Origin of the sequence: Streptomyces sp. NPDC046465 (assembly GCF_040646035.1) — a bacterium.
Lineage (GTDB): Bacteria > Actinomycetota > Actinomycetes > Streptomycetales > Streptomycetaceae > Streptomyces.
Genome location: NZ_JBEYZK010000013.1, coordinates 113,866 through 139,131 on the forward strand (window position 1 = coordinate 113,866; position 25,266 = coordinate 139,131).

The 25,266-nt window shown below is 71.0% G+C and carries 20 protein-coding genes; 13 read left to right on the top strand and 7 right to left on the bottom strand.

Annotated elements, in window-relative coordinates; all coding sequences use genetic code 11:
* Positions 1-80: 80 nt before the first annotated feature.
* The 5 genes from ABZ953_RS21500 to ABZ953_RS21520 form a co-directional block, all read right to left on the bottom strand.
* Entirely contained in the window at positions 81-932 is an 852-nt protein-coding gene (locus ABZ953_RS21500; RefSeq protein WP_361726217.1) for a DMT family transporter, read from the bottom strand.
* Positions 929-1,435: a YbaK/EbsC family protein gene (locus ABZ953_RS21505; protein WP_361726220.1), complete on the bottom strand. Its 507-nt coding sequence runs from the start codon at positions 1,433-1,435 to the stop codon at positions 929-931. Before ABZ953_RS21505 ends, ABZ953_RS21500 begins: the two co-directional genes overlap by 4 nt.
* Before the next feature lie 131 nt (positions 1,436-1,566).
* Complete coding sequence (locus tag ABZ953_RS21510; protein WP_361726223.1) at positions 1,567-3,315, bottom strand: penicillin-binding transpeptidase domain-containing protein; 1,749 nt, start codon at positions 3,313-3,315, stop codon at positions 1,567-1,569.
* 121 nt (positions 3,316-3,436) lie between these two features.
* On the bottom strand, positions 3,437-5,068 hold the full coding sequence (locus ABZ953_RS21515) for a penicillin-binding transpeptidase domain-containing protein (RefSeq protein ID WP_361726226.1): 1,632 nt from the start codon (positions 5,066-5,068) through the stop codon (positions 3,437-3,439).
* Between the two features lie 121 nt (positions 5,069-5,189).
* The gene (locus ABZ953_RS21520; RefSeq protein ID WP_361726229.1) at positions 5,190-6,929 is read right to left on the bottom strand and encodes a phospholipid carrier-dependent glycosyltransferase; all 1,740 of its coding nucleotides are present in this window, start codon (positions 6,927-6,929) and stop codon (positions 5,190-5,192) included.
* 95 nt (positions 6,930-7,024) lie between these two features.
* Here ABZ953_RS21520 and rsmI point away from each other — a divergent pair, with 95 nt between their 5' ends.
* The 10 genes from rsmI to ABZ953_RS21570 all read left to right on the top strand — a co-directional run bounded on the left by rsmI (position 7,025) and on the right by ABZ953_RS21570 (position 19,766).
* The gene (gene rsmI, locus ABZ953_RS21525) at positions 7,025-7,888 is read left to right on the top strand and encodes a 16S rRNA (cytidine(1402)-2'-O)-methyltransferase (protein ID WP_361726232.1); all 864 of its coding nucleotides are present in this window, start codon (positions 7,025-7,027) and stop codon (positions 7,886-7,888) included.
* A 198-nt stretch (positions 7,889-8,086) separates the two neighbouring features.
* Positions 8,087-8,533 (top strand): hypothetical protein, encoded by a 447-nt coding sequence (locus ABZ953_RS21530; RefSeq protein ID WP_361726235.1) that lies wholly within the window; start codon positions 8,087-8,089, stop codon positions 8,531-8,533.
* A gap of 36 nt (positions 8,534-8,569) precedes the next feature.
* Positions 8,570-9,445 (top strand): TatD family hydrolase, encoded by an 876-nt coding sequence (locus tag ABZ953_RS21535; protein ID WP_361726238.1) that lies wholly within the window; start codon positions 8,570-8,572, stop codon positions 9,443-9,445.
* Between the two features lie 133 nt (positions 9,446-9,578).
* Positions 9,579-11,105: a ubiquitin-like domain-containing protein gene (locus ABZ953_RS21540; RefSeq protein WP_361726241.1), complete on the top strand. Its 1,527-nt coding sequence runs from the start codon at positions 9,579-9,581 to the stop codon at positions 11,103-11,105.
* 35 nt (positions 11,106-11,140) lie between these two features.
* On the top strand, positions 11,141-12,007 hold the full coding sequence (rsmA, locus tag ABZ953_RS21545) for a 16S rRNA (adenine(1518)-N(6)/adenine(1519)-N(6))-dimethyltransferase RsmA (protein ID WP_361726244.1): 867 nt from the start codon (positions 11,141-11,143) through the stop codon (positions 12,005-12,007).
* The gene (locus ABZ953_RS21550) at positions 12,004-12,891 is read left to right on the top strand and encodes a 4-(cytidine 5'-diphospho)-2-C-methyl-D-erythritol kinase (RefSeq protein WP_361726247.1); all 888 of its coding nucleotides are present in this window, start codon (positions 12,004-12,006) and stop codon (positions 12,889-12,891) included. The genes rsmA and ABZ953_RS21550 overlap by 4 nt, the downstream gene beginning before the upstream one ends.
* A gap of 119 nt (positions 12,892-13,010) precedes the next feature.
* Entirely contained in the window at positions 13,011-14,867 is a 1,857-nt protein-coding gene (locus ABZ953_RS21555; RefSeq protein WP_361726250.1) for an ABC-F family ATP-binding cassette domain-containing protein, read from the top strand.
* A 156-nt stretch (positions 14,868-15,023) separates the two neighbouring features.
* Entirely contained in the window at positions 15,024-16,796 is a 1,773-nt protein-coding gene (locus ABZ953_RS21560; RefSeq protein WP_361726253.1) for a PQQ-binding-like beta-propeller repeat protein, read from the top strand.
* A gap of 73 nt (positions 16,797-16,869) precedes the next feature.
* Positions 16,870-18,795: a PQQ-binding-like beta-propeller repeat protein gene (locus ABZ953_RS21565; RefSeq protein ID WP_361726256.1), complete on the top strand. Its 1,926-nt coding sequence runs from the start codon at positions 16,870-16,872 to the stop codon at positions 18,793-18,795.
* A 230-nt stretch (positions 18,796-19,025) separates the two neighbouring features.
* Positions 19,026-19,766, top strand: a complete 741-nt coding sequence (locus tag ABZ953_RS21570; protein WP_361726258.1) for a LuxR C-terminal-related transcriptional regulator — start codon at positions 19,026-19,028, stop codon at positions 19,764-19,766.
* A 45-nt stretch (positions 19,767-19,811) separates the two neighbouring features.
* Here ABZ953_RS21570 and ABZ953_RS21575 read toward each other — a convergent pair whose 3' ends face one another.
* Both ABZ953_RS21575 and ABZ953_RS21580 read right to left on the bottom strand, forming a co-directional pair.
* Positions 19,812-20,093 carry a hypothetical protein gene (locus ABZ953_RS21575; RefSeq protein WP_361726261.1) on the bottom strand — a complete coding sequence of 94 codons (282 nt, stop codon included), beginning with the start codon at positions 20,091-20,093 and terminating at the stop codon, positions 19,812-19,814.
* A 23-nt stretch (positions 20,094-20,116) separates the two neighbouring features.
* Positions 20,117-21,802, bottom strand: coding sequence for a sodium:solute symporter family protein (locus ABZ953_RS21580; protein ID WP_361726264.1), 1,686 nt, complete (start codon positions 21,800-21,802; stop codon positions 20,117-20,119).
* A 216-nt stretch (positions 21,803-22,018) separates the two neighbouring features.
* On the opposite strand from ABZ953_RS21580, the gene galT reads away from it, so the two are divergent.
* Genes galT through galK form a run of 3 tightly spaced genes read left to right on the top strand, consistent with a single transcriptional unit; the run spans position 22,019 to position 25,249 of the window.
* Positions 22,019-23,083: a galactose-1-phosphate uridylyltransferase gene (gene galT, locus ABZ953_RS21585; RefSeq protein ID WP_361726267.1), complete on the top strand. Its 1,065-nt coding sequence runs from the start codon at positions 22,019-22,021 to the stop codon at positions 23,081-23,083.
* Positions 23,080-24,084, top strand: coding sequence for a UDP-glucose 4-epimerase GalE (galE, locus tag ABZ953_RS21590; protein ID WP_361726270.1), 1,005 nt, complete (start codon positions 23,080-23,082; stop codon positions 24,082-24,084). The genes galT and galE overlap by 4 nt, the downstream gene beginning before the upstream one ends.
* A 10-nt stretch (positions 24,085-24,094) precedes the next feature.
* The gene (gene galK / locus ABZ953_RS21595) at positions 24,095-25,249 is read left to right on the top strand and encodes a galactokinase (protein WP_361726273.1); all 1,155 of its coding nucleotides are present in this window, start codon (positions 24,095-24,097) and stop codon (positions 25,247-25,249) included.
* Positions 25,250-25,266: the final 17 nt, after the last annotated feature.

Sequence of the window (25,266 nt, forward strand, 5' to 3'; positions counted from 1 at the left end):
GAGGTGTAAGCGGAGCCCAGGCAGTGGGAGGGGGCGGCCACCGGAACGTGCCGCCCCCTCAGCTCCCCCGCCCGGGAGGGCTACCCCGCATGCAGCATCAACCCGATCCCCGCCACCATCAACCCCGCCGCCAGCAACCGCGGCGCCCCGAAGCGTTCCTTGAAGAAGACCGCGCCGATTGCCGCTCCTACGATGATCGAGGACTCCCGGAGTGCGGAGATCGGGGCCAGGTCCGCCTTCGTCTGGGCCCATAGGACCAGGCCGTACGCGGTGACCGAGAGGGCCGCGCCGAGCAGGCCCACCGCGGCGAACGGGCGCAGGCGCGGGAGCAGTTCGCCGCGCCAGCGGTACGCCGCGTACAGCGGGACCGCGATGCCCTCCAGGATCATCAGCCAGGCGATGTAGGCCATCGAGGAGCCGGAGGCGCGGACGCCGAGGCCGTCCACCACCGTGTATGCCGCGATGGAGACGCCCGTCGCGAGGGCCGCGCCGATCGCCGCCCAGTCGGGGCGGCGGCCCGAACCTCGGATGCCCCACAGGGCGAGCCAGGTCAGGCCCGCGCAGGAGACGGCGACGCCTGCCGCCTGCCAGGCGTCGGGGACCTCGCCCGCGAAGACCGCCGCGAGGACGGTGACCACCAGCGGTGCGGTGCCGCGTGCGATGGGGTAGGCCTGGCCGAAGTCGCCGAGCTTGAACGACCGCATGAGCAGCGCGTAGTAGCCGACGTGGAGGGCCGCGGAGAAGAGGAGGTAGGGCCAGGCCTCGGCGTGCGGGAGGGGGACGAAGGGGGCCAGGAGCAGGCCGATCAGCGTGCCGCCGCCGGATATCAGGGTGAAGCCGACCAGCTTGTCCGTGATGTGGTGGGCTATCGCGTTCCAGCTGGCGTGCGTGACGGCGGCGAGCAGGACGGCTGCCGCGACCAGCGGGGTCACTCGGAGGTCTCGCGCACGTCCACCAGCGTGGCGCCCGCGTGGGCGACCAGGGCATCGGGGGCGATCGGGAAGACCGCGTAGGGCGTGCCGGCCGCCGCCCACACCACGTCGTGGCGGAGGAGGGAGCGGTCGGCGAGTACGCGGGTCTTCGTGGCGTGGCCGAAGGGCGGGACGCCGCCGATCGAGTAGCCGGTGGTCTCGCGGACGATGTCCGCCTTGGCGCGGGTGACCTTCTCCGCGCCCAGTTCGCCGCGTACGAGGTCCAGGTCGACGCGGGACGAGCCGTCCATGAGGACCAGGATCGGCACGCCGTCCGCCGCGAAGATCAAGGACTTGCAGATCTCGCTGAGCTCGCAGCCGACGGCCGCGGCCGCCTCCGCCGCGGTGCGGGTGTGGTCGGGGAAGCGGCGGACCCGGGGAAGCAGATCGCCGAGACCCAGTTGCTTGAGGGCCTCGGCGAATCGGGGGTGGGCGTCGGACGGTACGGGTGAGGTAGCGCTCATGCCCGGCACGCTAGCGGTCCATGTACGGGGCACGCGAGCACGTATCCGCAGAGCGGACAAGCCGTACCGAGCGGCGGACCGAACCGAGCGGCGGGACCGGACGCCGCGGCCCGCACCGTCGAACCGCGGACTCAGCCCCCGGCCAGCAGCATCGCCCGCACCACAGGCCCCGCCGAGTCCCCGCCGTGCCCGCCCTCCTGGACGACCGCCGCCGAGGCCAGATCGCCCCGGTACGCGGTGAACCAGCCGTTGGGCTTCTTCTGGCCGTCGACCTCCGCCGAGCCGGTCTTCGCGCCCATGTCGGAGCCGAGACCCGACATCGGCTCGACGGCCGTTCCTGCGACCGCCGTGTAGTGCATGAGCTCCCGCAGCGCCGAAGCCGTCGAGCCCGACATCGTGCGGGACGCGGTCGCCAGCTTGCGGTCGTCGAGGTCGGGCGAGACGAGGTAGGGCTGCTTGAACTTGCCCGACTTCACCGTGGCCGCCACCGACGCCATGTTCAGCGGGTTCATCCGGACCGCGCCCTGCCCGATGAGCGAGGCCGCCATCTGGGCGTCGCTCTGCACCGGGACCGCCCCGTCGAAGGTGGGCACGCCGATCGACCAGTCGTCGCGGCCGAGCCCGAAGACCTCCTGCGCCTGCTTGGTCAGGGAGTCGTCCTGGAGCTTCTTGGCCTGGCTGATGAAGGCCGTGTTGCAGGACCGGGCGAAACTCGCCCGGAACGTGCCGCCCTTGATCTCGAACTTGTCGTCGTTCTGGAACTTCCAGCCGCCGTACGTCTCGTACTTGGGGCACGGGTGCTTCTTGTCCACGCCCGCGAGCTTCTTCTCCAGAAGCAGCGACGAGCTGATGACCTTCATCGTGGAGCCGGGCGCGATGGAGCCCTGGAAGGCCGTGTTGAAGCCGCCGGGGGTGGAGTTGGCGGCGGCGAGGATCTCGCCGGTGCTGGGCTTGACCACGACGACGGAGGCCCGCTTCCGCTTGGCCGTCGCCTTCTCGGCGGCCGACTGCAGCGAACCGCTGAACGTCGTCTTCAGCGTCCCCGGCGTGCCGGGGGCCAGCGTCAGGAGCGTCTTGTCGGGCACCGAGTCGGCGTCGTTTTTCTTCTTCGTCGATGCCGACCCCGACGTGTCCTTCTCCGACGCGTCCTTCTTCGCCGCGTCGGACCCCGCCCGCACCACGCGCAGCTCGACGCCCGCCTTGCCGCCCGCCTTCTTGCCGTACTTCTCGCGCAGCCCGTCGAGGACCGTGCCGAGCGAGGGGTACTTCTCCCGCGTCAGTTCGGCGCCGCCCCGGTCCACCGCCTTGATCGGCGGGTCGCCCGCCTCGCCGGTGACCAGCCGGTCGCCCCGCTTCAGCTCCGGGTGCAGCACGGAGGGCCGCCAGCCGACGAGCACCTTGCCGTCGCTCTTCCTGCGGACGACGGTGAGCTCGGAGGCGTACGACAAGGGCTTGTTCTTTCCCTCGTACGAGACCGTGGCCGCCGCCTTGAAGGGCACGTCGGCGCCCGACCGCTTGCCGGGCGTCAGACGGGGTTTCGTGAGGTGGCCGTCCTTGCGGTAGGACGTCAGGGCCTTGGCCGCTGCCGCGCGGTCGTCCGTGAGCGCGGCCGCCCGCGCCGCGTCGCCCTCGGCCCACGCGGCGAGGAACGCCCGCGCGGTGGTGCGCACTTCGGCCGCCGTCGGCGGGCCCGTCGCCACCTGCTTCTCGTCGACGGACGAGCCGCCCCCATCGGAACCGGAGCCTCCGGAGAAGGCGAACGCGGCGGCCCCCACCCCGCACACGACCGCGGCCGCAGCCCCGCCGAGCACTCCCGGACGGACCTTCATGTTTCTGCCGCCGACGCTCTTGCGTTCGGCGGCGCGCCTTCGCTTGCCCACAAACCCTCCGCAGCAGTTCCCCAAGAACCCCCGGCTCCTCACCGGAAGGCCACCTTAGAGGCGCGCGGAGAAGCCCTTGACCAATTTCGCCGCCCGTCCGGGCGGCGCACCGGCCGACCCTCTACCCTGCCCCCAGCACCGCCGCCACGATGGGTCCCGCCGCGTCGCCGCCGTGCCCGCCCCGCTGCGTCATCGCGGCCGCCGCGACATCGCCCCGGTAGCCGGTGAACCAGCTGTCCGACTTCTCCTGGCCGTCGACCTCCGCCGAGCCGGTCTTCGCGCCGACGTCGCTGCCCAGGCCCGCCATGGCGCGCGCCCCGGTGCCGCTGACCGCCGTGCGGTTCATCATCTGCCGCAACTGCTGGACCGTGGCGGGGCGCAGGCCCTGCGCGGTGGCCAGGTCACGGTCGTCGAGGGAGCGCGGCACGATCACCGGCTGCCGGAAGGAGCCGGTCATCGCCGTCGCCGTGATGGAGGCCATGTTCAGCGGGTTCATCTGGACCTTGCCCTGGCCTATGGCGTTCGCCGCGCGGTCGGAGCCCGCGGACTCCGGCACGGAGCCGTCGAAGGAGGGGATGCCGACCTTCCAGTTGTCGCCGCCCAGGCCGAAGTTGTCCCGCGCCTCCTCGGTGAGCGAGGCGTCCGTGAGGCCGTCCTCGTCGATGAGCTTCACGAACGCCGTGTTGCAGGAGCGCGCGAAGTCCTCCGAGAACGTCGCGGACTCGTTCGGCGCCATGCCCGTCAGGTTGTGGAAGGTCTGGCTCTGCCAGGTCGCGGTGGCCGGGCAGGGCGCGGCGCCGCCCGCCTTGGTGATCCCCTTGTCGATGAGCATCGCCGACGTGAGGATCTTCATCGTCGAACCGGGGGCCACCCGGCCGGAGAACGCCGCGTTGAACGCGTCCTTGCGGTTGTTGGCGACGGCGAGGACGTCGCCGGTGCTCGGCTTCAGCGCCACCACCGAGGACTCGGCGTTGCGCAGGACCGCCTCCTCCGCCGCCTTCTGCACGCCCGCGCTGAGCGTGGTGCGCAGCTTGCCGGGCTTGCCCTTCGCGAGGGTGACCAGCGTGCGGGTGCCCGCGTTCTCGTCCTCGTGCTGGACGTACAGCTCCACGCCGGGCTCGCCGCCCGTGCTGTCGCCGTACTTGCCGCGCAGCTCCTCGAGGACGGGGCCGAGCGAGGGGTAGTCCTTCGCGCGCAGGACGACGCCCGCCCGGTCGACCGCCTGGATGGGCGGCGCCGAGGCCTCATCGGTCACGAGCGTGTCCCCCTTCTCCAGGGAGGGGTGGACGACCGCGGCCCGCCAGTCGACGAGCGGGCGGCCGGTGGTCTCGCCGCGGACGACGGTGAGCTGGGAGTCGTAACGGAAGGGCTTGCTCTTCCCCTCGTACGACACCGTCGTGGACACGGAGAACGGCACCCGGGTGCCGGACGCCGGCTTCGGGGTGAGCTTCACCTTGGTCAGGTGGGCGTCCTCGCGGTAGGCGGTCAGCGCCCTGGCCGCCTGCTCGCTGTTGTTCGTGTACGAGGCCGCTCCGTCGATGTCGCCGGAAGCCCATGCCGTGAGGAACTCCCGTGCGGCGTCCCGCACCTCGCCGCTCGCGAGCGGGCCCGTCTTCACCTCGCCGCCGCCGGGGCCCGGCGAACGGTTGCCCCCGTTCACGCCGTTCACCACGTTGTACGCGCCGTACCCGGCGCCCCCCACCACCACGGCGAAGACCCCGCCGACCAGCGCGACCTTTACTCCGCTGCGCATGAAGCGCTCCCCTCCCCAGGAGCCCTCCCGGGTATGCCCGGGAGGGTCGTTCGCCCAGAACCCTAAGGGGGCGGGGGTGGAGACAGGGGCTGTCGTTATCCGACGGTGTCCATGGTGTGCGTTACACCCATGTATCCAGCCACATCCGTGACCGCCAGGAATCGATGGGAATCGCGGTACCGGTGTAGATGGGCCAGAAATAGATGAAATTCCAGAGGATCAGCAGGACGACGACGCCCGATCCCGCGGCGCCCGCCATGCGCCGCCGTTCGCTCGAACCCGGCGGCCCGAGCAGCGCGCCGATCAGCATCGCCACCGCGAGACAGAGGAACGGTACGAACACGACCGCGTAGAAGTAGAAGATCGTCCGCTCCTGGTAGAAGAACCAGGGCAGATAGCCCGCCAGGACGCCGCAGAGGATCGCGCCCGCCCGCCAGTCGCGCCGGAACGCCCACCGCCACAGCACGTAGAGCAGCGCGAGGGCCGCCACCCACCACAGCACCGGGGTGCCGAGCGCGAGGACCTCGCGGGCGCACTTGTCGGTGGTGTCCGCGGGGCAGCCGTCCTTGCCGGGCAGCGGCGACTCGTAGAAGTACGAGACGGGGCGGCCGTCGACGAGCCAGCTCCACGGGTTCGACTGGTAGGTGTGCGGCGAGGACAGGCCCACGTGGAACTCGTACACCGCGTGCTCGTAGTGCCACAGGCTGCGCACCCAGTCCGGCAGCCAGGTCCAGCCGCCGCCCTTGCCGCTCGTCGCCGCCCAGTCGCGGTAATAGCCGCCGGAGCCGTCCGCGGGCGAGAGGATCCAGCCGAGCCAGGACACGACGTACGTGGCGAGGGCCACCGGCACCGTCGATACGAACGCCGGCAGCACGTCCCGCTTCAGGACCGCGCGGTAGGGCCGCACCGCCCCGGCCACCCGGCGCGCGCCCACGTCCCACAGGACCGTCATCAGACAGAGGAAGACCATCACGTACAGGCCGTTCCACTTGGTGCCGAAGGCGAGCCCCAGGCAGAGCCCGGCCGCCCACCGCCAGGGCCGCCACCCGAGCCGCGCCGTCTGCGCGACCCGCAGGTCGGGCCGCGCCCGGCCGTCCTCGTCGGTCGGCAGCGCCGCAAGGAGCCGCGCCCGCGCCTTGTCCCGGTCGATCAGGAAACACCCGAACGCGGCCAGGACGAAGAACATCAGGACCTGGTCGAGCAGCGCCGTGCGGCTCATCACGAAGTGCAGGCCGTCCACCGCGAGCAGCGCGCCCGCCAGACACCCCAGGAACGTCGAGCGGAACAGCCGCCGCCCGATCCGGCACAGCATGAGCACCGACAGCGTGCCGAGCACAGCCGTCATGAACCGCCAGCCGAACGGGTCGAAGCCGAACAGCCATTCGCCGACGCCGATCACGTACTTGCCGACCGGCGGGTGCACCACGTACGCCGCGTCGTGCGGGATCGCGATGTCGCTGCCCTGCCGCAGGACGTCGTCGTTGACCTTGTCCGGCCAGTTGACCTCGAAGCCGCGGTGGATGAGCGCCCAGGCGTCCTTCGCGTAATACGTCTCGTCGAATATCACGGCCTTGGGATTGCCGAGGTTCAGAAAGCGGGTGATCCCGGCGACGAGCGTGATCAGCAGCGGGCCCGCCCAGCCGGACCAGCGCACCACCTGCTCCGCGAAGGGCTTCGACAGGCCGAGCGTCATCCACAGGCGGGGGCTCGGCTCCGCGTACGCGGGGACGAGGCGCGTCGCGACGTCCTCTCTGGGCCGCTCCGCATGCCCGAATCGGCGCAGCCGCCGCTGCCACGAGGGCTGCTGCTCCTCGGCTGCCTGGCCCTCGCGGGTGTCCGGGGAAGACGCGGTACTGGTCACCGCGCCATCGTAGGGAACCAGACTGTGCGAGTCCCGTCCGTGGGCCCTGCGAGGATGGAACAGTGACAGGAAGCGCAAATTCCCCCGGAACCCTTGTGTTGGCAGGCACGCCCATCGGCGATGTCACCGACGCGCCGCCGCGGCTCGCCGCCGAACTGGCGTCGGCCGACGTCGTCGCCGCCGAGGACACGCGGCGCCTGCGCAGGCTCACCCAGGCGCTCGGCGTCCAGGTGGGCGGGCGGGTCGTCTCGTACTTCGAGGGCAACGAGAGCGCGCGCACGCCCGAGCTGGTCGAGGCCCTGGTGGGCGGCGCGCGAGTGCTGCTCGTGACGGACGCGGGGATGCCGTCCGTCTCCGACCCCGGCTACCGCCTCGTCGCCGCCGCCGTGGAGCGGGACGTGCGGGTGACGGCCGTGCCGGGTCCCTCCGCCGTGCTCACCGCGCTCGCGCTCTCGGGCCTGCCGGTGGACCGCTTCTGCTTCGAGGGTTTCCTGCCGCGCAAGGCGGGCGAGCGCCTCTCGCGCCTGAAGGAGGTCGCGGAGGACCGCCGCACCCTCGTCTACTTCGAGGCCCCGCACCGCATCGACGACACGCTCGCCGCGATGGCCGAGGCGTTCGGCGAGGAGCGCAGGGCCGCGGTCTGCCGCGAGCTCACCAAGACGTACGAAGAGGTCAAGCGCGGTGCGCTGAAGGAGCTCGCCGAATGGGCGGCCGACGGCGTGCGCGGGGAGATCACCGTCGTCGTCGAGGGCGCCCCCGAGAAGAGCGCCGGGGAGCTCAGCCCCGAGGAGCTGGTGCGCCGGGTGCGGGTCCGCGAGGAGGCGGGCGAGCGGCGCAAGGAGGCCATCGCCGCGGTCGCCGCCGAAGCGGGCCTTCCCAAGAGGGACGTCTTCGATGCCGTCGTGGCGGCAAAGAATGCGGATCGGGGCAGCCCATCGGGAGGCAAAGGACTATCGTGAATGGCAAAGCGCGGGCCCCGCACCAGGCCTCTTTCCTATGGAAAGGCCAAAACGGCTCCAATGCTCGACAGGTCTGATGCGCTTGCTCCGGGAAAAGCGTCCACTGGTTGAAGGGACGCACCCGTCCCCACGCTTCCGGTCCCGGGCCTTCCCGGGACTCCGGCAGTGCTTGTCCCTCGGGCAAGAGGAGCAGCTGGCATGAGTGAGATCGCAGACACCGGCCACCCCACGACGGCGACAAACGTCGTTCACGAGTCGTACGCCTTCGCCTGCATGCGGTGCGGGCACGGCTGGGAGCAGGCGTACGAGATAGAGCACCACGTGGACGCCACGGGTCATGAATTCGTGATGTATCTGGCGGACGGCAGCCATGTGCCGTCGCCGCTGACCCGGCCCACCTGTGTGAACTGCGGTGGCCACGTCGTGCGGATCATGCGGGCGGGGCAGGTGTCCTCGGTGCTCGACATGATGAGGCGGCAGCACGACGGCACCCGGGTGGGCAAGCCCGCGGGGCCGGTGGACCCGCCGCAGGCCGACGCCGACGTCGTCGCCGCCGGTGGTGCCACGGTGGCCGGGCACGGGACCGATCACCACTGGCACCTGTCCGACCTGCTGCACCCCTTCCAGCACCGCAAGGGGCACTAGCGCCGCCCCCGCGGCGGGCTTCGTAGGATCGAGGGCATGCCTTCGAAGAACGCCGACGTCCCGCCGCCCCTTCCCGAACCGCTCCGGGTCGCGGTCGCCGATTCGCACACCCACCTCGACATGCAGTCGGGCACGGTGGAGGAGGGCCTCGCCAAGGCCGCCGCCGTGGGCGTCACGACGGTGGTGCAGGTGGGGTGCGACGTGCGCGGGTCCCGGTGGGCGGCCGAGACCGCCGCCGCGCACGACAGCGTGCACGCGACCGTCGCCCTCCACCCCAACGAGGCGCCCCGCATCGTCCTCGGCGACCCCGACGGCTGGTCCCGGCAGGGCGCCCGCGCGGCGGGCGGCGACACCGCCCTGGACGAGGCGCTCGCCGAGATCGACCGGCTCGCCGCGCTGCCGCACGTGCTCGGCGTCGGTGAGACCGGCCTCGACTACTTCCGCACCGGGCCGGAGGGCATGGCCGCGCAGGAGCGGTCCTTCCGCGCCCACATCGAGATCGCCAAGCGGCACGGCAAGACGCTCGTCATCCACGATCGCGAGGCCCACGACGATGTGCTGCGCGTCCTGAAGGAAGAGGGCGCCCCCGAGCGCACCGTCTTCCACTGCTACTCCGGCGACGCGGCGATGGCGCAAATCTGCGCCGAGCACGGCTACTTCATGTCCTTCGCCGGCAACGTCACCTTCAAGAACGCGCAGGATCTGCGCGACGCGCTGGCCGTCGCACCGCTCGATCTCGTGCTCGTCGAGACGGACGCGCCGTTCCTCACGCCCGCCCCGTACCGCGGACGGCCTAACGCCCCGTATCTCATTCCGGTCACGTTGCGCGCGATGGCCGGAATTCGCGGTATCGACGAGGACGCCATGGCCACGGCCGTCTCCGCGAACACGGCGCGCGCCTTTGCTTACTGACCGATAACGGCGCCTGCCCCCGCGGGGGACAGCTCAGGTCAACGCGGCGACACAGCGTAGTCGCGCTGCTTTGGAGAGTGACGAGAGCTCCGCTAGGTTCTGTCCGCCCGGTACGGACCTCTGGAGCGTCGTCGTGAGCAATTCGCCGTACGAGACGTACGAACCGCGTTACGAACCACAACCGCCACAGCCGCCGCAGCAGTACGAGCTGTCCTACGAGACGCCGTACGAAGCGTCGTACGAAGCGCCGCACGAAGTGCCGCACGAGGCGTGGAGCGAGGCGCCGTACGGTGGTGCCGCCTATGGGGGCGCGGCCTTCGGGGGTGCGGCTTTCGTCGGGAGCGCGTACGCCGATGCCGGGTACGGCGAGCCGCGATACGGCGAGCCCCGATACGGCGCTGGCGAGTATGAGGTCACCCTCCTCGACGCCATTCCCGCCGCGCCCGACGAGGGACTGCTGCCGCGGCAGCAGTCCGCCGACGGCGGCGGGCGGGCCGCGCGCCGCAAGAGCACAGGCCGCACGTCCGGCCGCACGTCCGGCCGCGCGGCAGGCGGTCCCGCGCGCTCCGAGCGCCCCGACGCGATGCGGCGGCTGCTGCCGCAGGCCCTCGTCGTCGCCTTCCTCGCGGGCGGCACGTCCGCGTTCGTCGCCAACGACAAGGCCGTCGAGCTCATCGTCGACGGCCACCCGCGCACCCTGCACACCTTCGCGGACGACGTCGGCGAACTCCTCGCCGACGAAGGCGTCGCCGTCGGCACGCACGACATCGTGGCGCCCGCGTCCGGGACCGCCCTCGCCAGCGGCGACGAGATCGCCGTCCGCTACGGCCGGCCCGTCCACCTCACCCTCGACGGGGAGCGGCGCAAGGTGTGGACCACGGCGCGCACCGTCGACGGCGCGCTGCGGCAGCTCGGGGTGCGCGCGGAAGGGGCGTCCCTGTCGGCCTCGCGCAGCCGGCGCATCGACCGGGACGGACTCGCGCTCGACGTCCTCACGGAGCGCACCGTCACGATCATGGCGGACGGGCGGGAGCGGACCATCCGTACGAACGCGGCGACCGTGGGCGAGGCCGTCGCCGAGTCCGGGGTGCGGCTGCGCGGGCAGGACACCACGTCGGTCGCGTCCGAGAGCTTCCCGCGCGACGGGCAGACCGTCACCGTCATGCGGGTCACCGGGACCAAGGAGGTCCAGGAGGAGCCGATCCCCTTCGAGGTGGAGAGGAAGGAGGACGCGTCGCTCTTCCGGGGCACGGAGGTCGTGGCGCAGGCGGGCCACGCGGGCGTCAGACGCGTCACGTACACGGTGCGGACCGTCAACGGCGTGAAGCAGAAGCCGCGCCGGGTGCGGACCGAGGTGGTGCGGGAGCCGCAGAAGCGGATCGTGAAGGTCGGCACGAAGCAGATGCCGTCGTCGGTGGCCGGGGCGGACCAGCTCGACTGGGGCTCGCTCGCCCACTGCGAGTCGGGCGGCCGGCCCGGCGCGGTCGACCCCTCCGGTACGTACGGCGGGCTGTACCAGTTCGATACGCGGACGTGGCAGGCGCTCGGCGGCTCGGGACGGCCGCAGGACGCGGCGGCCGCGGAACAGACGTTCCGCGCGAAGAAGCTGTACGTGCAGCGGGGCGCAAGCCCCTGGCCGCACTGCGGGCGACGGCTGTAGACGGCTGTCGTCGTGAGGGCCCGTAACCTGGTGCGGTGAGCACAGAGCACGGCGCCCTCCTCGGCCCCGCCGAAATCCGCGAACTGGCCGCTGCCCTCGGCGTACGTCCGACTAAGCAGCGCGGCCAGAACTTCGTCATCGACGCCAACACGGTGCGGCGCATCGTCCGCACCGCGGAGGTCCGCCCGGACGACGTGGTCGTCGAGGTCGGCCCGGGGCTCGGGTCCCTGACCCTGGCCCTGCTCGAGACCGCGGCCCACGTCACCGCCGTCGAGATCGACGACGCCCTCGCCGGGGCACTGCCCGCGACGGTGGCGGCCCGCCTCCCGCACAAGGCCACCTCCTTCGGGCTCGTGCACAGCGACGCCATGCTCGTCAGGGAGCTGCCGGGCCCCGCGCCCACCGCGCTGGTCGCGAACCTCCCGTACAACGTGGCCGTGCCCGTCCTGCTGCACATGCTCGACACCTTCCCCACCATCGAGCGCACGCTCGTGATGGTGCAGGCCGAGGTCGCCGACCGGCTCGCCGCCGGGCCGGGGTCGCGGGTCTACGGAGTGCCGTCGGTGAAGGCCAACTGGTACGCCGACGTGAAGCGCGCGGGATCCATCGGGCGCACCGTCTTCTGGCCCGCTCCGAACGTCGACTCGGGCCTCGTGTCCCTGGTGCGGCGCGCCGAGCCGGTCAAGACCAGCGCGTCCAAGCGGGAGGTGTTCGCCGTCGTCGACGCCGCCTTCGCGCAGCGCAGGAAGACGCTGCGGGCCGCCCTCTCCGGGTGGGCGGGGTCGGCCGCCGCCGCGGAGGCCGCGCTGGTCGCCGCCGGGGTCTCGCCGCAGGCGCGCGGCGAGGCGCTGACCGTGGAGGAGTTCGCGCGGATCGCCGAGCACAAGGAGACCGGCGCGTGAGCGTGACGGTACGGGTCCCCGCGAAGGTCAACGTGCGGCTGGCGGTGGGCGCCGCGCGCGCCGACGGCTTCCACGACCTCGCCAACGTCTTCCTCGCCGTCGGGCTCTACGACGAGGTCACCGTCACGGCCGCCGACGAGCTGCGGGTGACCTGCGAGGGGCCCGGCTCCGACCAAGTGCCCCTGGACCGTACGAACCTGGCCGCGCGGGCCGCCGAGCTGCTCGGCGCGCGGTACGGCATCGCGCCCGACGTGCACATCCACATCGCCAAGGACATCCCCGTCGCGGGAGGCATGGCCGGTGGCAGCGCCGACGGCGCGGGCGCGCTCGTGGCGTGCGACGCGCTGTGGGGGACCGGCGCCTCGCAGGGTGAACTGCTCGACATCTGCGCCGAGTTGGGCAGCGACGTGCCGTTCAGCCTGGTGGGCGGCGCCGCGCTCGGGACCGGGCGGGGCGAGAAGCTGGAGCTCCTCGACGTCGGGGGCACCTTCCACTGGGTGTTCGCCGTCGCCGACGGCGGGCTCTCCACGCCCGCCGTCTATCGCGAGTTCGACCGCCTCACGCCCCACGCGCCCGCCCCCACGGCGTCCCCCGCGCTGCTCGCCGCCCTGCGCGGCGGCGACGCCGAGGCCCTCGCCGCCGCCGTCGGCAACGATCTGCAGCCCGCCGCCCTCTCGCTCTTCCCCTCGCTGCGCGACACCCTCGCGACGGGCACCGCGGCCGGTGCGCTCGCCGCGCTGGTCTCCGGCTCGGGGCCGACGACGGCGTTCCTCGCGGGGGACGCGGGCTCCGCGCGACGGATCGCCGAGGCCCTGACGGCGTCCGGCACCTGCCGCGCGGCACGGGTGGCGCAGGCCCCCGCCGCGGGCGCCACGGTGCTGTAGGCGCTGTAGGTGTTGTAGCCACGCAGCGTGACTGATCAAGTACGCCCGGAGCGGCCGAAGGTCCGCTCGCGCGGGCGACTAGGCTGGGGGATCGATCGATCCCCTTCCCTGGAGCGTTAATGGCCGTCAACCTGGTCAATGTCGAGGCAGTCAGCAAGGTGTACGGGACCCGTGCCCTGCTCGACGGCGTCTCGCTCGGCGTGTCCGAGGGGGACCGGATCGGCGTCGTGGGGCGCAACGGCGACGGCAAGACCACCCTCATCCGGATGCTCGCCAAGCTGGAGGAGGCCGACACCGGCCGGGTCACGCACAACGGCGGGCTGCAGCTCGGCGTGCTGACGCAGCACGACTCGCTCGACCCGACGGCGACCGTCCGGCACGAGGTCATCGGCGACCTCGCCGACCACGAGTGGGCGGGCAACGCCAAGATCCGTGACGTCCTTACCGGACTCTTCGGCGGCCTGGACATGCCCGGGTTCCCGCAGGGCGTCGACACCGTCATCGGTCCGCTCTCCGGCGGCGAGCGGCGCCGTATCGCGCTCGCGAAGCTCCTCATCGGCGAACCCGACCTGATCGTGCTCGACGAGCCGACCAACCATCTGGACGTCGAGGGCATCGCCTGGCTCGCCGGGCACCTGCGCAACCGGCGCTCGGCGCTCGTCTGCGTGACGCACGACCGCTGGTTCCTCGACCAGGTGTGCACGCGCATGTGGGACGTCCAGAGCGGTTCCGTCTTCGAGTACGAGGGCGGCTACTCCGACTACGTCTTCGCCCGCGCCGAGCGCGAGCGCATCGCGGCCACCGAGGAGACCAAGCGCAAGAACCTGATGCGCAAGGAGCTCGCCTGGCTGCGGCGCGGCGCCCCGGCCCGCACCAGCAAGCCGAAGTTCCGCATCGAGGCCGCCAACGAGCTGATCGCGGACGTGCCGCCGCCGCGCGACACCAGCGAGCTGATGAAGTTCGCGACGACGCGGCTCGGCAAGACGGTGTTCGACCTGGAGGACGTGTCCGTACAGGCCGGGCCCAAGCTGCTCCTGCAGCATCTGACCTGGCACCTCGGCCCCGGCGACCGCATCGGTCTGGTCGGCGTGAACGGCGCGGGCAAGACCTCGCTCCTGCGCGCCATGGCCGAGGCCGCGCGCAGCCAGGGTGAGGTGCAGCCCGCGGCGGGCAAGGTCGTCGTCGGCAAGACGGTCAAGCTGGCCTACCTCTCGCAGGAGGTCGCCGAACTGAAGCCGACGCTGCGGGTGCTCGAGGCCGTGCAGCAGGTGCGCGAGCGGGTCGACCTGGGCAAGGGCCGGGAGATGACCGCTGGCCAGCTCTGCGAGACGTTCGGGTTCAACAAGGAGAAGCAGTGGACGCCGGTCGGTGATCTCTCCGGCGGTGAGCGGCGCAGGCTGCAGCTGCTGCGGCTCCTGATGGACGAGCCCAACGTCCTCTTCCTCGACGAGCCCACCAACGACCTCGACATCGAGACGCTGACCCAGCTCGAGGACGTCCTCGACAGCTGGCCCGGCTCCATGGTCGTGATCTCCCACGACCGGTTCTTCGTGGAGCGGACGACGGACAAGGTGTTCGCGCTGCTCGGCGACCTCACCATGCGGATGCTGCCGCGCGGCATCGACGAGTACCTGGAGCGCAGGCAGCGGATGGCGGAGACCGGCGCCGCCGCGACCCCGGCCGCGAGCACGTCCGGGCAGGGTGCCGGTGCGGTGGCCGCCCCGGCCGCCGGGGGGTCTGGTTCGGGTTCGGGTTCGGGTTCGGCCAAGGACAGCCGTGCCGCCAAGAAGGAGCTCCAGAAGGTCGAGCGGCAGTTGAGCAAGGTCTCCGAGCGGGAGACCAAGCTCCACGCCCAAATCGCCGATAACGCCACGGACTTCGGGAAGGTGGCCAAACTGGACGCCGAGCTCCGTGAACTGATCGGCGAGCGCGACGAGTTGGAGATGCGCTGGCTTGAGCTCGCGGAGGATGCGTAGAGCTCCCGTGGAGGACGCATAACGGCCGGATTACGGCTATGTCTGCCCTTGGGGACAGCGACAGGGCCGGACCCGTGTGGTAGGGCGTCAGGGTGATAGAAAGGCTGGCCTCAGCACCATTTGGCGTGCCGAAAGTCAGTGAAGGGGGAAGCGCTGATGACTCAGCCGCCCAACCAGCCGCCGCCCGGCGGCTTCGGAGCTCCACAGCCACCGAACCAGCCACCGAACCAGCCACCGCAGCCACCGCAGCCCCAGCCCGGTTACGGCTACCCGGCCCAGCCCGGCCCGCCCGGCCCTTACGGGCAGCCGGGCCCCTACGGGCAGCCCACCCAGCCGGGCCCCTACGGGCAGCCCCAGCAGCCGGGCCCGTACGGGCAGCCGACCCAGCCCGGTCAGGCGGGCCCGTACGGGACCCAGCCGCAGTACGGGTATCCGCAGCAGCCGCCGACGCAGCCGCAGTTCCCCGCGGGACCGGGCGCACCCGGTGACGGGAACGGCGGGAACGGCGGGAACAAGCGCAACAAGCTCGTGGTGATCGTCGCCGCGGCCGTGGCCGCGCTGCTCGTCGCGGGCGGTGTCACCTGGGCCGTCGTCGGCGGTGGTGACGACGACAAGAAGCCCGAGGCGAAGGAGACGGAGGACCCCAAGCCCTCCGCAACCGCCCCGGTCAACCCCGGCAACGGCAGCGGCGACGGCCACGAGGGCAAGGAAGACCTCAACGCCGGTCGCCAGGCGGGCGAGGCGAAGGTCCTCTGGTACAAGGAGGCGCCGAAGGTCCCCGGTTCCGGCGGCGACGCCCCCGGCATGTGGATCGACGGCGACATCGTGGTCAAGGCCGCGTACAAGCAGCTCCTCGCGTACAACGTGAAGACCGGCAAGACCGCGTGGAGCGCCATCACGTTCCCGCAGAAGATCTGCTCCGCGACCCCGGAGGCCACCGACGACGGCAGGATCGTCGTGGCCTACAAGGACAGCGCCAAGAGCGACGCCGACTGCACCCAGCTCCAGGCCGTCGACCTCAAGACGGGCGACAAGGGCTGGCACAAGACGGTCAAGAAGGAGGGCCTCTTCGACTTCGCGTCGCGGAGCGAAATGGTCCTCGTCGGTGACGTGCTGATGGTCGGCCGCGACCAGTCCGGCACGGCGCTGCGGATGCGCGACGGCAAGAAGCTCTACGTCGCGGACAAGAAGGACGAGGGCACCTGCTTCCCCAACGGCTTCGCCGGGGGCAAGCAGCTGATCATGGCCCTGTCCTGCGGGGCGCGCACCCCCACCGAGCACGAAGAACTGCAGCAGCTCGACCCGGAGACCGGCCGGGCCCTGTGGACCAAGAAGTTCCCCAAGGGCTGGCGCATCGACGCGGTCTACTCCGTGAGTCCCACGGTGGTGTACCTCAGCAATGAGGACAAGAAGAAGTGGAACATCACGGTCCTGAAGGAGAGCAGCGACAAGACGCGCTCCGAGGTCGTCTCCGACGACAACTTCGCGCCGGAGTGCGACAGTTCGTACGGCAGCCGGGCGCTGGGCGGGTGCCTGGGCGCCACGGTCGACGACAACTACCTCTACCTGCCGACCGATGAGAAGAGCGGCGCGAACGAGGTCGTCGCGACGAGTCTGGCCACCGGCAAGGAGGCCTGGCGCACCAAGTCGCCGATCGACGAAACGATGCTTCCGCTGAAGGTCGAGAACGGCGAGCTGACCGCGTACGTCACCTCGTCCTACGACTCCGGCGGCCGCGTCGTCTCCATCGCCACGTCCGGCTCGCACAAGCCCAAGACCCTTCTGCGGCACCCGAAGGGCACGTCGAAGATCGAGAGCGGCTTCTTGTCGAAGGACGTCGAGTACGTGGACGGGCGCCTGTACCTCTCCACCACCAGCATCCTGAGCAGTTCCGGCCAGTCGAAGCTCATGCTCGCCTACGGCAAGTGAGCTGCTCCGCCGCTCCGTCAGCACCTTCTTGAACGCTCTCGACCGCTCCCGTCCCCAAGGAATAGACGACGTCATGACCCAGCCGCCCCAGCCACCGAACCAGCCGCCGAGCCAGCCCCCGAACCAGCCCCCGCAGGGCGGCTTCGGCGCCCCGCAGGACCCTCCGCCCGGAGGCTTCGGCAAGGCCCCCGACCCCTCGTACGGCTACCCGCAGGCCCCGGCCCCGCAGGCCCCGGCCCCGCAGACCCCGCCGCCCCCGCAGACGCCGCCGCCCGCGCCGCCCGCGGCCCCTCCGGCGCCCCCGGCGGGCCAGCCGAACTACGGCTACCCGCAGGCACCCCCGCCTCCGCAGGCACCCCAGCCTCCGCAGAGCTACGGGTACCCGACCCAGCCCGCGCAGCCCGCGCAACCCGCCCAGCCGCAGTACCAGCAGGGCTATCAGCAGCAGTACCAGCAGCAGTACCAGCAGGGCTATCAGCAGCCCCCCACCATGCCGATGCAGCCGCAGCCCGGGAACAGTCCGGACGGCGGCTCCGGTGGCGGCAAGAAGATCAGCAACCAGATGATGATCATCGGCGCCGCGGTCGTGGCCATCGCGCTGATCGTCGGCGGCGGCGTCTACTACGCCTCGACGAAGGACGACGACCCCAAGACCACCGCGCAGGGCTCCGGCGAGAAGGGCAAGGGCGGCGGCAAGGGCGGCGAGGGCAAGGGCGGCGACAGCCTGCCCGGCCAGGGCCCGGCCAAGGAGAAGGCCCCGGCCGACCCCACGGGCAAGGTCCTCATGCAGCTGCCCCAGCCGGAGATCCCCAAGGATCAGATCTGGAACGCCACGGGCTCGGTCCTGACCGATGACGTCTACGCCAAGTCGGGCGTCAACGAAGTGAACGGCTACGACCCGGAGACCGGCAAGGAGAAGTGGTCCATCCCGCTCTCCGGCATGGCCTGCGCGATGTCGCCCGAGGTCACCGACGACGGCATCGCCGCGGTCGTCACCGAAGAGGCCGAGCGGAGCAAGAAGGGGGACTACGAGCCGTGCTCCAACGTCTCCGCGATCGACCTCAAGTCCGGTAAGAAGCTCTGGACCAAGAGCGTCGACACCAACGGCGTGAAGGCGACGTTCAAGGAAGTCACCATCTCCGGCACCACGATCGCCGCGGGTGCGGGCACCTCCAGCGGCGGCGCGGCCTGGGACGTCAAGGGCGACCAGCTGTGGAAGCCGAAGGTCGGCAAGTGCGAGGACGTCGGCTACGGCGGCGGCGACCAGCTCGTCGCGGTCCGCAAGTGCGGTACGTACGGTGACCAGACGCTGAAGGTCCAGCTGCTCGACCCGAAGACCGGCGACGAGAAGTGGACGTACCCGATCGCCCCCGGCGTCGACAACGCCAAGATCATCTCGACGAATCCGGTCGTCTTCGGCCAGGACACCACCGAGATCACCTCCTCCGGCGCGACCGACGTCTTCTCGCTCGGCAGCAACGGCAAGCTGCGCGCGAAGATCTCCCTGGAGGAGGGGAAGTACGAGCACGACTGCGGCGTCAACCTGGTCCACAGCTGCACGGCGATCGCGGTCGGCAACGACCGGCTCTACGTCCCGACCAAGCAGCACGACGGCAGTGGTGAGAGCTACAACCGGAGCAACGAGATCGTCTCCTTCTCGCTGGCCACCGGCAAGCCGACCAGCGACCGCGCGACCGCGGGCGACGACGGCGAGATCTTCCCGGTCCGCATGGACGGCGGCAACGTCATCGCGTACAAGGCGCACAGCTACAAGCAGGGCGCCCAGATCGTGTCGCTCGACGGCAAGACGATGAAGGAGACCAAGCTCCTGGAGACCCCGGGCACCGAGTCGGTCACCTCGGCGATCAGCGGCATGGTCCCGAAGTCCAACGAACTCCTTTACGGCAACGGCCATCTGTTCCTCGGCAAGAAGCTCCTGAGCAGGCCCTACTCGAAGGACGAGAAGGAGTACGTGGCGCTCGGCTTCGTCGCGAAGTAGCCACCCGGCAGCACGCACGGCGGCGGCCGCCCCCCTCGCACCACCGGGGGCGGCCGTCGCCGTTCGCGTACCACTCAGTACTTCCCAACGCCCCCCGACAGCCGGGATTTAGGCATTCCGAGCCGCTTCTGCCCGGTAGGGGCGCGTAACGTCGAACAAGCGTGTAGCTTCCGGGGGATGGTGGGCCGGGGGGCCGATCTGGGGATCAGTCGGGGAATTGGGGGGTTGCTATGGGTGTGCGGCTCATGGTGGTCGACGATCATCGACTGCTCGCCGAGGCCCTCGCCTCGGCGCTGAAGCTGCGCGGGCACCGGGTGCTCGCCGCCGCCGCGCCCGCCGCAGGGGCGGCGGAACTGGTCATCAGCAGGGCCCCGGAGGTCTGCCTCCTGGGCACGGCGACGCCCGCCGAACCGGGCATGTTCGACCCGGTCGTGAAGATCAAGCGGGACCGCCCGCAGGTGGCGGTGGTGGTGCTCGGGCCGGTGCCGAGCCCGCGCGGGATCGCCGCGGCCTTCGCCTCCGGCGCGTCCGGGTACGTACGCCACGACGAGCGCATCGAGGGAGTGGAGCGCGCCATCATGAAGGCGCGCGCGGGGGAGGCCGCCGTCGCGCCGCAACTGCTGCAGGGCGCCTTCAGCGAGCTGCTCAACCCGGCCGCGCAGCCCGACGACGAGGGCCAGCGCCTCCTGCAGATGCTGACGCCCCGCGAGGTCGAGGTCCTGGTGCGGGTCGCGGACGGCGAGGACACCCGGCTGATCGCCGCCGGTATGGGGATAGCTCCCAGCACCGCGCGTACGCACGTGCAGCGGGTCCTGATGAAGCTGGGCGTCGGCTCGCGCCTGGAGGCCGCCGCGCTCGCCGCGCGCACGGGCCTCCTGGAGCGCGCCGAGCGCCCCACGTCGCTCTACGCGAACAACGGCAACGGCCCCGAAGGCACGGAGACGGCGACGGGGCCCGAGCCACCGCGGTGACCCGGGCCCCGGGCGTCCGGGGCGGGCAAGGGGTCGGGCGAGGGGTTACTCGTCCTCCGGCTCCCCGGCGGGCGTCACCATCGGGCGCAGCCACAGCCACACCAGGAAGAAGAGCCCGAGGGCGAGCATCGCGAGGCCCGTCCACAGGTTGATGTTGATGTCCTCGGCCTTCTTCAGGTCGGCGTCGGACGCGGTGATCCCGGCGATCGTCACGATGACTCCGTAGACGACGAACAGGCCGCCGATGATGCGCCGGATGTCGAAGAGACGGGCGGCTGTCGCCGACTTGCGCTCCAGGTCGGAGACTTCTTTTCGCAGATCAGACATGGTCTTCGGTTCTCCGATCGGGGCTAGAACGAGTACGGCACGTAGCAGGCCGCGGCGAGTACGACGGCGCCCCAGCCGAGCAGCGCCGGCTTGCGGTACCACGCGTCGTCACCCTCCTCGACGCCGTCGTCCGCCAGCTCCGGCGAGACCGTCCCGTAGACCAGACCGGCCAGTTCGGCCTCCGGCTTGGGCGCGGTGAACAGGGTGACGACGACCATCACGACGGCTCCGGCGGCGAAACCGACCATCGCGGAGACGAAGTTGGCGCCCTGGTCGGACGGGATGTCGATGATGCCCTGTTTGTAGATCCAGAAGTAGTTGACCATCGCGGCGGTGGTGCCCGCGAGCAGGCCCCAGACGCCGGACTTCATCGAGGCCCGCTTCCAGAACATGCCGATGATGAAGACGACGAACATCGGGACGTTGAAGAAGGAGAACAGCGTCTGCAGGTAGCTCATGATGTTCGAGAACGACGAGGCGATGAAGGCCGTCCCGATCGAGGCGAGCACACCGAGCGCGGTGATGAGGCGGCCGAACTTCAGGTAGTAGCCATCCTCCTCGTCCTTCTTCACGTACTTCGCCCAGATGTCGTACGTGAACACGGTGTTGAAGGACGAGACGTTCGCCGCCATGCCCGCCATGAACGCGGCGAGGAGGCCGGTGACCGCGATGCCGAGGACGCCGTTGGGCAGCAACTCCTGCATCAGGTAGGGAATCGCGTCGTTGTACGTCAGGTCGGATCCGGGCGTGCCGATCTTGGGCACGAGGACGGCGGCGACCAGGCCCGGGATCATCACCGCGAAGACGATGAAGATCTTCGGGAAGGCGGCGATCAGCGGGGTGCGCTGGGCGGCGCTCAGGTTCTTCGCGGAGAGCGCGCGCTGCACCTCGGCGAAGTTCGTCGTCCAGTAGCCGAAGGAGAGCACGAAGCCCAGGCCGAGGATGATCGTCAGCCAGTTGGCGCCGAGCGGGTTGGCGTCACCGATGCCCGTACCGCCCCAGGCGGTCATGAAGTTGTCGCCGTGCTGCTTCTCGATCGAGCCGGACAGGCCGTCCCAGCCGCCGACCTTCTTCAGGCCGATGACGCAGATGGGGATCAGCGCGGCGAGGATCACGAAGAACTGCAGGACCTCGTTGTAGATCGCCGAGGAGAGGCCGCCGATGGTGATGTACGCGAGCACGAACGCGCCCGCGACGACGATCGCCACCCACTGCGGCCAGCCGAGCAGCGCCTCGACGACGATCGACAGGGCGTAGAGGTTCACGCCCGCGATGAGGATCGCCGCGAACGCGAAGAGCGCCGAGCTGAGCAGGTGCGCCGACTTGTCGAAGCGCTGGAGCAGGAACTCGGGGACGGAGCGGACCTTGCTGCGGTAGTAGAAGGGCATCATGACCAGGCCCAGGAAGACCATGGCAGGGATGGCACCGATCCAGTACCAGTGGACGACCGCGACGCCGTACTGCGCGCCGGTGGCCGCCATGCCGAGGATCTCGGTGGCACCCAGGTTCGCGGCGACGAAGGCGAGACCGGTGACCCAGGCGGGCAGGGAGCGGCCCGACAGGAAGAAGTCGAGGCTGGTCTTCACGGAGCGCCGGGCGGCGAAGCCGATGCCGAGGACCACGGCGAAGTAGATCGCCAGGATCGCGTAGTCGAGGCCGTTGGTGGGCAGCCGAAGCCCCTCGGCCAGGGTTTGTGTCGGGGACTGCATGTGAACTCGCTTCGTTGCGCGAACGGATCAGACCGGAACCTACGCCCCTTGCTTCAATAACTGAACAGTTCTGTTGGTGTTCTTTGTTTGATTGTGATCGAGCGGACTGCGGGACCGCGGCGCTCCGGCGAGGCGCGCGCGCGGGCATTGACGGAGCTGTTGGCTTGTGGTTTGTTATGTTCGGTTCTGTTGGGTGGGTGGTGAGGAGCCCCGGACGTGAAGAAGACCTCGACCCGTCTCGCCGACGGTCGTGAGCTCATCTACTACGACGAGCGCGACGACGTCGTGCGCGACGCCGTCGACCGGCGCCCGCTCGGGCCCGTCTCGACCACGTCGGAGATCCGCCGTGACCGCCTCCTGGGCGACTCCGTGGCCATCGCCTCGCACCGCCAGGGCCGCACCTACCACCCGCCGGCCGACGAGTGCCCGCTCTGCCCCTCCGTCCCCGCCGAGGGGCGGCTCAGCGAGATCCCCGACTCCTCGTACGACGTCGTGGTCTTCGAGAACCGCTTCCCCTCGCTCGCGGGCGACGCGGGCCGCTGCGAGGTCGTCTGCTTCACCTCCGACCACGACGCGTCCTTCGCGGACCTCACGCCCGAGCAGGCCGGGCTCGTCCTGGAGGCCTGGACCGACCGCACCGCCGAGCTCTCCCAGCTGGACTCGGTGGAGCAGGTGTTCTGTTTCGAGAACCGCGGCGCGGAGATCGGCGTGACCCTCGGCCACCCGCACGGGCAGATCTACGCGTACCCCTTCGTCACCCCGCGCACGGACCTGATGCTCCGCTCGCTCGCCGCGTTCAAGGAGTCGACGGGCCGGAACCTCTTCGACGACATCGTCGCCGAGGAGAGCGCGGGCGAGCGGGTCGTCCTGGAGGGCGAGCACTGGGTCGCCTTCGTGCCGTACGCCGCGCACTGGCCCTACGAGGTGCACCTCTACCCCAAGCGCCGGGTGCCCGATCTGCTCGCGCTCGACGAGGCGGCGCGCACCGAGTTCCCACAGCTCTATCTGGAACTCCTGCGGCGCTTCGACCGCATCTTCGGCGCGGGGGAGGCCCCCACCCCCTACATCGCCGCCTGGCACCAGGCGCCGTTCGGGACGTCGGCGGGACATGCCGGGATCAACCGTGACGACTTCGCCCTGCATCTCGAACTTTTCACGATTCGCCGCACTTCGGGCAAGCTGAAGTTCCTCGCGGGTTCCGAATCCGGCATGAGCGTGTTCATCAACGACGTGCCGCCGGAAGCCGCGGCCGAGCGACTGCGAGAGGTAGCGAGTTCATGAGCGGTAAGTACCTGGTCACCGGTGGCGCGGGCTACGTCGGAAGTGTGGTGGCCCAGCATCTGCTCGAGGCCGGGCACGAGGTGACCGTCCTCGACAACCTCTCGACCGGCTTCCGCGAAGGCGTCCCCGCCGGTGCCGCGTTCGTCGAGGGCGACATCCGGACTGTGTTCGATCAGAAGAGTGGCGCCAAGTGGCTGGACTCCTCCTGCGACGCCGTCCTGCACTTCGCCGCCTTCTCGCAGGTCGGCGAGTCCGTCGTGAAGCCCGAGAAGTACTGGGACAACAACGTCGGCGGCACCATGGCGCTGCTCGCCGCGATGCGCGACGCCGACGTGCGCAAGCTGGTCTTCTCCTCCACCGCCGCGACGTACGGCGAGCCCGTGAACACCCCCATCACGGAGTCCGACCCGACCGCCCCCACCTCCCCGTACGGCGCCTCCAAGCTCGCCGTCGACCACATGATCACCGGGGAGGCCGCCGCGCACGGCCTGGCCGCCGTCTCGCTGCGCTACTTCAACGTGGCGGGCGCGTACGGCGACTGCGGCGAGCGCCACGACCCCGAGTCGCACCTCATCCCGCTCGTCCTCCAGGTCGCCCAGGGCCGCCGCGAGGCGATCAACGTCTTCGGCGACGACTACCCGACCCCCGACGGCACCTGCGTCCGCGACTACATCCACGTCGCCGACCTCGCCGAGGCCCACCTCCTCGCCGTCGAGGCCGCCACCTCCGGCGAACACCTCATCTGCAACCTCGGCAACGGCAACGGCTTCTCCGTGCGCGAGGTCATCGAGACCGTCCGCAAGGTCACCGGGCACCCGATCCCCGAGGTCATGGCCCCGCGCCGCGGCGGCGACCCGGCGGTCCTCGTCGCGTCCGCCGCCACCGCGCGCGAGAAGCTCGGCTGGCAGCCGTCCCGCGCGGACCTCGCGGACATCGTCGCCGACGCGTGGGCGTTCGCACAGCGTCAAGAGCCTGTCCTTGACCGGCTCAACAGGGGCTAAGGGGTAACTGATGGACGTAGCGGGGAAGTTCGCCGAGCTGTACGGGTACGCGGCGGACGGAGTCTGGTCGGCCCCGGGCCGGGTCAACCTCATCGGCGAGTACACGGACTTCAACGAGGGCTTCGTACTGCCGCTCGCGCTGCCGCACACCGCCGTGGCGGCGGTGGCGCGCCGCACCGACGGCGTCCTGCGGCTGCACTCCGCGGACATCGACGCCCCCGTCGCCGAACTGCGCGTCGACGAACTGCGACCCCTCTCCCGTTACGGGCAGGGCGGCTGGGCCGCCTATCCGGCGGGCGTGGTGTGGGCGCTGCGGGACGCGGGCCACGCGGTCTCCGGCGGCGCCGACGTCCACCTCGCCTCGACCGTGCCGACCGGCGCGGGCCTGTCCTCGTCCGCCGCCCTTGAGGTCGTCACGGCGCTCGCCATGAACGACCTGTATCAACTCGGCCTCACCAGGCCCGAGTTGGCCGTCCTCGCCCAGCGTGCCGAGAACGCCTTCGTCGGCGTGCCGTGCGGCGTGATGGACCAGATGGCCTCCGCGTGCGCCACGGACGGCCACGCCCTGCACCTGGACTGCCGTGACCTGGCGATACGGCAGGTCCCCTTCGACCTCGCCGCCCACGGCCTGCGGCTGCTCGTCGTCGACACCCGGGTCAAGCACGAGCTGGGCGACGGGGCGTACGCGGAGCGGCGGGCAGGATGCGAGGAGGGCGCGCGCGTCCTGGGCGTCTCGCACCTGCGGGACGTGGCCTACGACCGGCTCCCGGCCGCGCTCGCGAAGCTGCCGGACGACAGGACCCGCCGGTACGTACGGCACGTCGTGTCGGACGACCACCGCGTCGAGCGGGTCATCGGCCTCCTGGGCGCCGGTGACGTCCGCGGGATCGGCCCCGTCCTGACCGAGGGCCACGCCTCGCTCCGCGACGACCTGCGCATCTCCTGCCCCGAACTGGACCTGGTGGTGACCTCCGCGAACGCGGCGGGCGCCCTCGGCGCACGGATGACCGGCGGCGGCTTCGGCGGCTCGGCCCTCGTCCTGGTGGAGGCGGCGGACGCGGACACGGTGACGAAGTCGGTCCTGGACGCCTTCGACGCGGCCGGCCGCACGGCGCCGCGGGTGTTCACCGCGGTGGCGTCGGCGGGGGCGCGCAGGGAGGCGTGAATCCCGCTCGGCGGCCG

What these genes read in the sequence shown, in the direction of transcription:
- ABZ953_RS21575 (WP_361726261.1), bottom strand. Translation starts at nt 20,093, where the DNA reads ATGTCTGATCTGCGAAAAGAAGTCTCCGACCTGGAGCGCAAGTCGGCG.
- ABZ953_RS21515 (WP_361726226.1), bottom strand. Translation starts at nt 5,068, where the DNA reads ATGCGCAGCGGAGTAAAGGTCGCGCTGGTCGGCGGGGTCTTCGCCGTG.
- ABZ953_RS21555 (WP_361726250.1), top strand. Translation starts at nt 13,011, where the DNA reads ATGGCCGTCAACCTGGTCAATGTCGAGGCAGTCAGCAAGGTGTACGGG.
- ABZ953_RS21530 (WP_361726235.1), top strand. Translation starts at nt 8,087, where the DNA reads ATGAGTGAGATCGCAGACACCGGCCACCCCACGACGGCGACAAACGTC.
- ABZ953_RS21580 (WP_361726264.1), bottom strand. Translation starts at nt 21,802, where the DNA reads ATGCAGTCCCCGACACAAACCCTGGCCGAGGGGCTTCGGCTGCCCACC.
- ABZ953_RS21535 (WP_361726238.1), top strand. Translation starts at nt 8,570, where the DNA reads ATGCCTTCGAAGAACGCCGACGTCCCGCCGCCCCTTCCCGAACCGCTC.
- ABZ953_RS21565 (WP_361726256.1), top strand. Translation starts at nt 16,870, where the DNA reads ATGACCCAGCCGCCCCAGCCACCGAACCAGCCGCCGAGCCAGCCCCCG.
- ABZ953_RS21505 (WP_361726220.1), bottom strand. Translation starts at nt 1,435, where the DNA reads ATGAGCGCTACCTCACCCGTACCGTCCGACGCCCACCCCCGATTCGCC.
- ABZ953_RS21570 (WP_361726258.1), top strand. Translation starts at nt 19,026, where the DNA reads ATGGGTGTGCGGCTCATGGTGGTCGACGATCATCGACTGCTCGCCGAG.
- galK (WP_361726273.1), top strand. Translation starts at nt 24,095, where the DNA reads ATGGACGTAGCGGGGAAGTTCGCCGAGCTGTACGGGTACGCGGCGGAC.
- galE (WP_361726270.1), top strand. Translation starts at nt 23,080, where the DNA reads ATGAGCGGTAAGTACCTGGTCACCGGTGGCGCGGGCTACGTCGGAAGT.
- ABZ953_RS21560 (WP_361726253.1), top strand. Translation starts at nt 15,024, where the DNA reads ATGACTCAGCCGCCCAACCAGCCGCCGCCCGGCGGCTTCGGAGCTCCA.